This is a genomic window from Hyphomonas sp. UBA3601 (genome assembly GCF_002375605.1).
Classification (GTDB): domain Bacteria; phylum Pseudomonadota; class Alphaproteobacteria; order Caulobacterales; family Hyphomonadaceae; genus Hyphomonas.
In genome coordinates this window covers 3,610-13,491 of the sequence record NZ_DFME01000124.1, presented here as the reverse complement: position 1 = coordinate 13,491, position 9,882 = coordinate 3,610, and the positions used below count along the sequence as shown (strand labels likewise).

8 protein-coding genes are annotated in these 9,882 nt (G+C 59.9%); 1 reads left to right on the top strand and 7 read right to left on the bottom strand.

The genetic code is table 11. From position 1 onward, the window contains the following. Positions 1–42: 42 nt before the first annotated feature. The 7 genes from B4F73_RS13495 to B4F73_RS13465 all read right to left on the bottom strand — a co-directional run bounded on the left by B4F73_RS13495 (position 43) and on the right by B4F73_RS13465 (position 9,194). Positions 43–1,428, bottom strand: coding sequence for a sodium-dependent transporter (locus B4F73_RS13495; RefSeq protein WP_206992299.1), 1,386 nt, complete (start codon positions 1,426–1,428; stop codon positions 43–45). Between the two features lie 78 nt (positions 1,429–1,506). After that, entirely contained in the window at positions 1,507–2,715 is a 1,209-nt protein-coding gene (gene rodA, locus B4F73_RS13490; protein WP_242517474.1) for a rod shape-determining protein RodA, read from the bottom strand. Continuing rightward, positions 2,712–4,652 carry a penicillin-binding protein 2 gene (gene mrdA / locus B4F73_RS13485; RefSeq protein WP_206992298.1) on the bottom strand — a complete coding sequence of 647 codons (1,941 nt, stop codon included), beginning with the start codon at positions 4,650–4,652 and terminating at the stop codon, positions 2,712–2,714. The genes rodA and mrdA overlap by 4 nt, the downstream gene beginning before the upstream one ends. After that, the gene (locus tag B4F73_RS13480) at positions 4,649–5,197 is read right to left on the bottom strand and encodes a hypothetical protein (RefSeq protein WP_290483523.1); all 549 of its coding nucleotides are present in this window, start codon (positions 5,195–5,197) and stop codon (positions 4,649–4,651) included. Before B4F73_RS13480 ends, mrdA begins: the two co-directional genes overlap by 4 nt. A 1-nt stretch (position 5,198) precedes the next feature. Continuing rightward, complete coding sequence (gene mreC, locus B4F73_RS13475; protein WP_290478668.1) at positions 5,199–6,068, bottom strand: rod shape-determining protein MreC; 870 nt, start codon at positions 6,066–6,068, stop codon at positions 5,199–5,201. Positions 6,069–6,111: 43 nt separating this feature from the next. After that, positions 6,112–7,152, bottom strand: coding sequence for a rod shape-determining protein (locus B4F73_RS13470; RefSeq protein ID WP_206992296.1), 1,041 nt, complete (start codon positions 7,150–7,152; stop codon positions 6,112–6,114). 254 nt (positions 7,153–7,406) lie between these two features. Next, positions 7,407–9,194 carry a hypothetical protein gene (locus tag B4F73_RS13465; RefSeq protein WP_290483522.1) on the bottom strand — a complete coding sequence of 596 codons (1,788 nt, stop codon included), beginning with the start codon at positions 9,192–9,194 and terminating at the stop codon, positions 7,407–7,409. A 105-nt stretch (positions 9,195–9,299) separates the two neighbouring features. Here B4F73_RS13465 and B4F73_RS13460 point away from each other — a divergent pair. Further along, positions 9,300–9,882 (top strand): glycosyltransferase (locus B4F73_RS13460; protein ID WP_290483521.1); only part of this gene is annotated, 583 nt, incomplete at its 3' end.

Here is a 9,882-nt window from a genome sequence, read left to right as displayed (position 1 = left end):
CCGCCCCCTCAATCCGATGTCTTCGCATGCTTGGCGCGTCGTCTAGATCACGCCAAGCTTGGTCAGCGTGCCCAGCACCAGAATGAAGGCCAGCGCCGGCGGCACGATCCAGCGACACATGAAGCGCCAGAGGTTCATGATCGTGCCTTCGCCCAGCTCGGTCGTCAGCATCTCGCGACTGACAATCCAGCCCGCAAACACAGCCAACAGCAGCGCGCAGAGCGGCAGCATGATGTTGCCGGTGATAATGTCTGCAAAGTCGATAAAGTCGGTGGAATAGACATAGCCCATGCCGATCATGAACAGCATGAAACCGATGCCCATGGCCGCGCCCGGGCGCGTGACCCCTTCACGTTCTTCCAACCATGCCACGCCAACTTCCATCAAGGAGATGGATGACGTGAACGCCGCAAACAGAGCGAGCAGGAAGAAAGCGCCACCAACCCAGACGCCCAGTGCGCCCATCTGACTGAATGCAATCGGCATGGAGACAAAGAACAGGCCGGGACCGCCCGCAGGGTCTGCGCCAAATGCGAAGACAATCGGGAAGATCGCGAAGCCCGCAATCAGTGCCACCATCGTATCCGCGCTGGCCACGATCGCCGAAGCACGCGGAATGTTTGTATCGCGGCTGAGATAGGCGCCATAAGTAATCATCAGACAGGAGCCGACTGACAGCGAGAAGAAGGCCTGGCCGACCGCTTCAAGGAACGTACCCATGGTCACTTCACTGAAGTCAGGGGTCAGCAGGAAATCGGCGGCTGCGCCCGCATCGCCTTCAACCAACGCAAAACCGACGATCCCGATCAGCAGGATGAAGAAGGCAGGCATCAGCACGGTTGCAGCTTTCTCGATGCCGCCTTTCACGCCGCGCGCCACCACAAAAACATTTGTCAGCAGGAAGGAAGCAAGCAGGCCACCAATCACGTACTTGTTGCTGATCGTTTCACCGAAATTGCTAGCCGACACATCCGCAATTGAAACAGTAGTGCCAGTCTCCGCCGTCAGGCGGGCGGCCTCGGCGGCAAAGCCATTGAAGGTGCCCCCAAATGCCTGCGGGATGAAGGCAAGCACCCAGGCTGAAATAACGATGTAGAAGGTCAGGATAAAGAAGGCGCCGAGCGATCCAATCCAGCCAACGACCTGCCAATTCTCACTCTTGTTCTCGGCTCTCGCCAGAGAGTGAATGCCCTCAATGGCCGACATGCCCGACTTCCGTCCGAGCGCATATTCCGCCATCAGCACGGTCAGGCCGAGGAACAGGACGCAAAACAGATAGATGATGATGAAGGCGCCGCCACCATTCTCCCCCGCGGTGAATGGAAAACGCCAGAAATTGCCGAGGCCAACAGACGAGCCGACCGCCGCCATGATGAAACCGAAGCGCGAACCCCAATGGTCCGTCTTGCGGCCAATTTCTCCTGCCATACGCCCTCTCCCCGGGTACAAGTTTTGCGCGAACCTATCTTCGGCGAAACAAAAATCAACGACTGTTATGTTTTAGTGCTAAAATAGACCTCGGGCTGTCAGTTTCTCATCACGGTGCATGTGCGCCGCGATGATGAGCCCGAAGCACGCCATGGTCGTCAGCATGGCTGTGCCGCCATAAGAGATCAATGGCAAGGGCATTCCAACCACCGGCAACAAGCCCAACACCATGCCCACATTGAACACGATGTAAAAGCCGACGGTTGCGACGGCTCCCGCAGATGCGAGACGGCCGAACCAACTGACCGAGCGCGCCGCACTATAGAGCGACCACCCCAGCAGCACCGCAAAGCCGACAAGCAGCGCGGTCGAACCAAGGAAGCCAAACTCTTCTGCGATCACAGTGAGAATGAAGTCGGTATGTTGTTCAGGCACATAGTCTTGTTGAGACTGGATGCCCTGCAGGAAGCCACGTCCGTTCAGGCCGCCAGCGCCGATGGCGATCTTGCCTTGTTCGATTTGATAGCTTTCGCCCAGTGCATTGGTCGCGCCGCCAAACAATTGTGCGAGGAACGTGTCGACGCGCTCGCGTTGATAGGGTGCCAGCACGAACTGATAGACCGGCCAGACCGAGGCGACACCGCCGATGATGGCAGTCCCAATCACGCGAACTGACAGGCCCGCCAGGAAGATAACCACGCCACCTGACGCGACCAGAGCCAACGTCGTGCCGAAATCGGGCTGTTTGAAAATCAGCGCCGCTGGCAGGAGGATGATCGCCAACGCGCCCAGATGCACCATGACGCGACCGGTCTGGGGCTGCAGCACCATCTGGTAATATCGTGCGAGCGCCATTGTGACGGCAAGTTTGGCAAATTCCGAAGGCTGTACGGCAACCGGCCCGATCTGCAACCAGCGTTGCGCGCCGCCGCCCGTAACGCCCATGACTTCCACAAGGATGAGCAGAACAATCGTGCCGACATAGGCAGGAAAGGCCAACCGCATCCACCAGGACAGCGGCAACATGGCCAGCCCGATCATCATGAAGAAGCAGACAACGAAACGCACCAGTTGCAACTTCCAGAGATGCGCTTCGGCAGGATTGGTGTGCGCTGAAGAATACAGCATCGCGATGCCTGTCAGCGCCATCGCCGCAATTAGCAGGATAAAGCCCCAGGGCAGTCGCATCAGCTTGTTCAGCGGCCCCTGATTGTCGAAATTGAGAGAGGTTGCCGTGCGCGTCCGCGCTTCGCCGCGCGAGAAGCCGGTAAACCCTTCGCGGTTCATGTTGGCTCTCCCGCATCGGTCATGGAGGTCGGCAGCGACGCGCTTTGCGAATAGGACGGTTTGCGGCGGCTATCTGTCTTGAGCGCGAAATGTAGAATGTCGCGCGCAACGGGCGCAGCCGTACGCGAGCCTCCTTCCCCATGCTCGACGACAACCGAAATCGCGTATTTGGGATTGTCCGCCGGGGCATAGGCCACAAACAAGGCGTGGTCACGCAGCTCGCGGGCAATCTCGCTGCCCGAGCGCACGCCACTGAGGCGCTCTTCTCGGGTAATACGGCGCACCTGCGCCGTACCGGTCTTGCCAGCCAGGCGCGGGCCGCCAAGGCCAAGGTCACCGGATCGATAGGCCGTGCCTCCACCTTCGGAGGTCACGCCATACATGCCTGCCTTCATCAGCTTCATGACTTCCGGGTCGAGCGGCGCATCCAGCGTATGATCATCCTGCGACTGCGGGCCAATGCCAATCATTCGCGGCTTGAACGGTTTGCCCTCGGTCGCGATCCGCGCCGTCATCAGCGCAAGTTGCAATGGCGTGGTGCCAAGCTGCCCCTGACCGATACCAAAATTCAGCGTCTCGCCTTCATACCAGTTTTCCTTGCGGACGCGTTGCTTCCACTCGCGATCCGGAACAAGGCCACCCCGGCCGCCCGTCATACCCAGCACCCAGTCCTGACCAAAGCCGAACTTGCGCGCGGTTTCGGCAATCTTGTCGACGCCTGTACGTCGGGCGATCTCGTAGAAATAGACATCGCACGAGCCCTTGATGCCCGTGTGCAAATTCACTGAGCCGTGCCCGCCCTTTTTCCAGCAATGCCAGGTCCGGTTGCCGAAATGGTAATAGCCATTGCAATGGACCCGGTCGGTCGGCTTGATCGCGCCAGCTTCCAGCGCGGCCGTCGCGACGACCATTTTGAACGTCGATCCCGGCGGGTAGACACCGCCATGCGCACGCGGATAGAGCGGTGAGCGTGTATCGTCGCGCAGTTCGGAATAATTGGCGGTCGAGATGCCATTGACGAAATCATTCGGGTCAAAGGCAGGCGTGGAGACCATGGCCAGCACGTCGCCGCTCTCGACATCCATGACAACGGCCGCACCGCTTTCGCCCTCGAAGCGTTCAATCGCGACACGTTGCAGGTCTGAGTCGATGGTGACGAACAGGTCCTTGCCGGGCGTTGGCGCAAGCCGCTCGTCCGGAATTTCCTCAATCACGCGGCCATGCGCATTGGTCACCAGCTTTCGATAACCAGGCTTGCCGCGCAGCCATTCTTCAGCAAAGCGCTCCATGCCCTGACGACCTGTCCGCATGTCCGGATGCCGGAACATGGTCTTCAGTGTCTCGGCTTCCTTGTCCGTCATGTCGTCAGTCAGCCGAACGAGATCATCCTGGCTGGCGCGTGCGACATAGCCCAGCACATGCGCGAAATCGCGTCCGCGCGGATAGGACCGCGTTAGCGCCATTTCGACATTCACACCGGGCATCTCCGCCGCATGCACGTTCATGCGCGCAAAGTCTTCATAGGTCAGCTCGTGCGCGACCGTGACGGGTACGAAACCGGCATTGCGGCGACGACTGAGGCGGATCTCGTTGGCTATGCGTTCGAGCCGCTCATCCGGCAGCTCAATCAGCGCGGCGATCTGCGCGAGCGTATGCTCTGGATTGTCAGTCTGTTCCGGTGTGATCGAGATGCGGCCCGCTCGGCGGTGCGAGGCCAGCGGCCGTCCAAACCGATCAAGGATACGCCCGCGCTGCGGCGGGGCGAGTTGCAGCTTGATATGGTTGGCCTCGGCCTGTGCCTGATAGCGTTCCTGATCGAGGATCTGCAGCTGGAACAGACGCGCAATCAGGCCGGCCCATACGAGGCCGCCTGCAGCCCCGGCAATTGCGGTACGGCGTGTAAACGCAAAATCGAGATCGGCAGTCTTCTTGCTCATCCGGCCTGCCCCGCAAGTTCACCCGGCCTGCGGCCAAGGTCGAACATTTTCTGGAGCACGGCATAGGCGAGCCCGGTTGTAAGCAAGGACGCAAACAGCGGCACCACGCGGACGGGATGGTCTTCCAGCGTCGACGCCATGAGCCACAGGATGAGAAAGGCCCCGGAGAACAGCAGGACGGGTGACATGATCGCGACAAGAGGTTCGTTCATGACATCGAACATATCAGCAATTGCGGTGCTGGCACCGTAGGCGAGCAGGTTGACGATGACAAAACATCCGAGCGGCGCGTGGAATGTTACATCCTGCACGAGGCCGAAAATAATCAGCAGGATCATCGGACGCAGCGCCAGGCCCACCCTGCCCCAGCCGACGGCACCCCACAATGCAGCATAGGGCCAGGCAATTGAGAAGCCGAAGATTTCGCGCGGTGTCAGGCCCAGCAATCCGATGGCCGCAATGGCAAACGCCCCGAACAGGAGACGGGGCGTCGGGCCGGTCTGCGACCACAGGCTTTTCTTGTTGCGGGGAGCAGAGCGCGACATCCTATTGGCGCGCCCCCTGTGCCGGGCTTGCAGCAATGGTGGGTTCTTCCACCTCAAGCTCCATTGGCTTGCGTATCTCTGGGGCCGGGATCATCTGGACATAGCCGCCGTCGCGCTCGGCCATCGAGAATTTGACCCGCCAGTCATCACCAACCTTGCGAACCTCACCCACGATCAGCCCCCGCGGGAAAGCGCCACCCTCGGCGGAGGTCAGGATACGTTCGCCTTCGACAAAATCATCGCGCTCCGGCAAATCCGTCAGACTGCCAAGGCCATCGCGGCCACCATAGAGAATGGCCCGCACGCCACTGACTTCGCCCATGACAGGGACACGGCTGTTGAAGTCGGTGATCAGGAGGATGCGAGAAGAGTACTCGCCGAGTTGAATGACGCGGCCGACCAGCCCCCCCTCGTTCAGGGCTACCGCGCCGGGCTCGACGCCCTGCGCACGGCCCGCATTGGCCAGAATGGTCTGCGCGAACGGTCCGTCATTCTCTGCGGTCACCCGCGCAGTCACGCCGCGTGCCGGTGGCTCGCCCATCAGGTTGAGGATTTCCTCATAGGCTTCGAGGCGCTCGGCCATTGAAATGGCGGCGGCCTTGTAGCGCGAGAGATTTCGCACTTCGGCTTCGAGTTCCTTGATTCGTCGCTCGCGCTTGGCCTGGCCGGTCACCCATGCCCAGGCATTGAAACCCTCATTGCCGCCTAGCTGGTCACCAACGGTCGTGCGAACGGGATTGAAAAGCGTGCGAATTTGCGGAGCGGACTGGGCCAGGACGAGCGCAATCGCGCCGAAAATGAACACACCGAGGATTAGACGCTTGGGAGAGCGTTTCTGACTCTTCGATCCTGATCGGCCGAGGCGCGCCATTGGCCAGTTCCCTTGCGAAATTACCCCTGTCAGCTCATCTCAATCAGACTTCGGGTGAAAGCACCGTACGCATCTTCGTGAAATTCTCGAGCACGTGCCCGCAGCCATTCACAACACATTTCAGCGGGTCGTCGGCGATCATGACCGGCAATTGAGCCTGCTCACGGATGACCGTGTCGAGATTGCGCAACAGGGCGCCGCCACCTGTCAGAACGATACCGCGATCAACAATATCCGCAGCCAGTTCCGGCGGCATGGCTTCGAGTGCAATCTTAACAGCATCAATGATGTCCGTCACGGGCTCACGCAGCGCTTCGGCGATCATCGCTTCGGTGATCTCGGTCTCCTTCGGAACGCCATCCAGCGTGCCGCGCCCCCGAACGGTCAGGGCCATGCCGGTACCATTCTCCGGCGGCTGGGCCGTGCCGATTTCCTTCTTGATCCGTTCAGCGGACATTTCGCCGATCAGGATCTTCTGCTCGCGGCGCAGGTAATTGACGATGGCCTGATCCATCTTGTCGCCGCCAACGCGGACTGAGCGCGAATACACAATGCCGCCCAGCGACAGGACCGCCACTTCAGACGTACCGCCGCCAATATCCACGACCATGGACCCGGCCGGATCATCAATCGGCAGGCCCGCGCCGATTGCGGCGGCCATTGGTTCTTCGATCAGCTGCACTTCGCGGGCACCTGCGGCGAGGGCCGACTGGTGGATAGCGCGGCGCTCAACGCTGGTGGCGGAGCTTGGCACGCAGATGATGATGAGGGGAGACACAAACGCCCGGCGGTTGTGAACCTTCCGGATGAAGTGCTTGATCATTTCTTCGGCGACTTCGAAATCAGCAATCACGCCATCTCGCATCGGGCGAATGGCTTCCATGTTTACCGGAGTCTTGCCGAGCATGTTCTTGGCTTGCTCGCCGACCGCATAGACAATCTTGCGACCGCCTTGCGTCATATAGGCAACGACAGAGGGTTCATCGAGCTTGACGCCCTGCCCCTTCACATAGACCAGCGTGTTCGCTGTCCCAAGGTCAATGGCCATGTCCGTAGACAGCATGCCGAGGAGGCTACCAATCATGTCGTACCCGAGCTCTTTCTTGAGCGGCCGAGCGGTTTTGCCCGGCACGCATGTGCAATTCTTTACACAGCCCCATACACCATCTGCCGTTAACGCCGCTTTAATGCAAGAGTCGCTCGGCACATAAGTGGTACGCAGCGTTCATGGTGAATATTTGCGCTGTTTTAAAAGGGATTTTTTCCGATCACAGACAACCGTCCGCATCGCCAACGGAACGCATCGTACGGCAATCGTTAATAAAGGCCAAAGATGCTTTAGGAAAGATCTTCATCTTTCTGGTCGACGGCTCCGTCCCCAAGCACCCGATAGAGACGCGCGGGCGTTTTCGCACCCGTGTCGAGCGGGATATTTTCGAGGAAATCCGGGATCTCCTGGCGCTTGAGACGTGCCGCAAATCCGTCCTGATCATGCGTGGTCATCAGTTTCGTCTCGGCATCCGCCGGGCAGGTCACGATATAGTCGATCCTGCTGCGGGATAGCTTCGCGCGCGTCTCCCCTGCATGGGACAGCAACAGCTCGATGGCCTGACTGATGCCGTCCTGATTGCGATGATAATTGCCCTGCAGGACATTGTGATCGGTGCGATTCAGGATGTTTGGGCCAAAATCAGCCGGCGCGAGGACCCGGCCCTTCGGAAGCGTCTCCAAAGTGGCAAACAGACCGTCCTGCAGGCAATCGGCCTTGTCGCCGGTCTTGTTTGTCTCAACTGCAGGCGACACCAGGAGGCCCGGCAATGCCCACAGGAAGGGTACGCTCAGGGCCAACGCGCCAATATAGGCAACGCTGGACGCGTTGCGCGCCTTGCCGGTGCGGTAGATATCTGCGATCCACAAGCCCAACGGAATGACCGCGAAAAGGTGGCCGAATACGTAGAAGCGCGTCTGGTAGAGGGTCATCGCCACTGCCGAGACGAGCAGCGCCACAAACAGGAAATTCGCGCGCATCCGCTGGCGGCGATACAGGCCGTAAAGGCAGAGCCCCAGCGCGAGAACCGTGATGCCAAGGCAAAATCCAAGCTTCGCGACAAGGTCTGATCGTTCTGCGAAGATCGGGCGCGCCTCATCCACACGGTCGAGCCAAAGGGTTTTTACATCCGGAGACAACTCATCCAGCGGATTGGACAAGCATTCCGGGCCAACCAGAACCAGTGCCCCTGCACAGGCGGCCCCCACCAGCGCCAGCGTACCCAGCCGCAGCCACCATATGCGACCTGACATGAGCAATGCGGCGGCGGCCAGACCAAATCCACCCGCCATGCCAGCCAACAAGCTGACCGCAGAAAGCGCGTCGCACGCCACGACAGTGTATTGAGACGGCGCGACCGTCGCGAAGAAGGCGATTTCCAATCCGGCGGCAAGACCCGCCCCAAACCCGGCTGCGCTGCGCATGGCTGCGGCGCCGGACACGGCCCAATCCAGGGCCATGAATGCGCATATCGCGGCTGCGAATACATAGACTTCGCCGCCAATGGCAACGGACGCTGCCAGAGCGAGACCTGCGCCGACCGCTCTGCTGGCCCGACGCTGTGGATCAAGCGCAAGCCCCATCGCCACCGCCATAAGCGCCAATTGGAGATTGTGATGATCAATTGCTCCCGGTCGGAAACGATAATGAGCGGAGTAGACAAAAATACTGAGCACGAGACAGGCCAAGGACCCTGCCCGGCCGCCGACTTGGCGCGCGCCCACATAGAGACCGCCGAGCACGATGAGTACACTGAGAGGTGGCCATGCCGAATAAGCCCAGACAAGCGCCGTTTCGGAGGGCAGGAACAGGTCAAACAGGCTGAAAAGCGCGAGGATGGGAAGATCGACCAGTCGCGACCAATGCATCGCCGTGCCGCCGTCTGGACCCATCCGGTATTGATGGAGATCGAACCAGTCCTGGCCGTTCAGCAGATCCTTGATCTGGACCAGCCGCATCACGTCGTCGCCATCAGGCCCGATCGATCCAAGCGTTCCCTGGAGGGCGGCAGATGCGACCAGCCAGACCGGCACGACCACAAACAACACAGCGATTTTGGCGTCGAACCGAGTTTGCACGACCTCCCTTTCCCACTCTGCAGGCAACCAAGCCTTCCACTCCCGAAAGGCAAACTTAACCAGTGGGGGTGTAGGAAACCCTAAAGAGGGAGGCGCTGAAAACCCATGACTGAAGAAGATGTTGCCCGATTGAATATCGCCGTCCTGTTGCCTTGCTACAATGAAGGCAAATCGATCGCGTCCGTGGTCATCGGGTTTCGCAAGGCCCTGCCAGCCGCCCGCATCTACGTCTATGACAACAATTCCAGCGACGACACGTCAGCCCAGGCCGCCTTTGCAGGCGCCACCGTCGTACCGTCGCGCCGACAGGGCAAAGGCAATGTCGTGCGCCAGATGTTCGCGGATATTGAAGCCGATGTTTATGTGATGGCCGATGGCGACGGGACGTATGATCCGACCGCCGCGCCGCGCATGATCGATACGCTGCTGGCAGACCGGGCAGACATGGTGGTGGGCACGCGCCGAAACGTAACCGAAGATGCAGGTCGCAATGGCCACGCTTTCGGCAACCGCCTGTTCAACATGATCTATCGCGCCCTGTTCGGCAGCGATTTCACCGATATTTTCTCCGGGTATCGCGCCTTTACGCGTCGCTTCGCCAAGAGCTTTCCCGCCTCGTCACCAGGATTTGAAATCGAAACCGAAATGTCGGTCCACGCGTCGACCCTGCGTCTGCCCGTGTCCGAGA

Bases quoted from the DNA above. Each gene is read 5' to 3' on its own strand.
- B4F73_RS13470 (WP_206992296.1), bottom strand. From the start codon at position 7,152: ATGATTGGTAGCCTCCTCGGCATGCTGTCTACGGACATGGCCATTGAC.
- B4F73_RS13480 (WP_290483523.1), bottom strand. From the start codon at position 5,197: ATGTCGCGCTCTGCTCCCCGCAACAAGAAAAGCCTGTGGTCGCAGACC.
- mreC (WP_290478668.1), bottom strand. From the start codon at position 6,068: ATGGCGCGCCTCGGCCGATCAGGATCGAAGAGTCAGAAACGCTCTCCC.
- B4F73_RS13495 (WP_206992299.1), bottom strand. From the start codon at position 1,428: ATGGCAGGAGAAATTGGCCGCAAGACGGACCATTGGGGTTCGCGCTTC.
- mrdA (WP_206992298.1), bottom strand. From the start codon at position 4,652: ATGAGCAAGAAGACTGCCGATCTCGATTTTGCGTTTACACGCCGTACC.
- rodA (WP_242517474.1), bottom strand. From the start codon at position 2,715: ATGAACCGCGAAGGGTTTACCGGCTTCTCGCGCGGCGAAGCGCGGACG.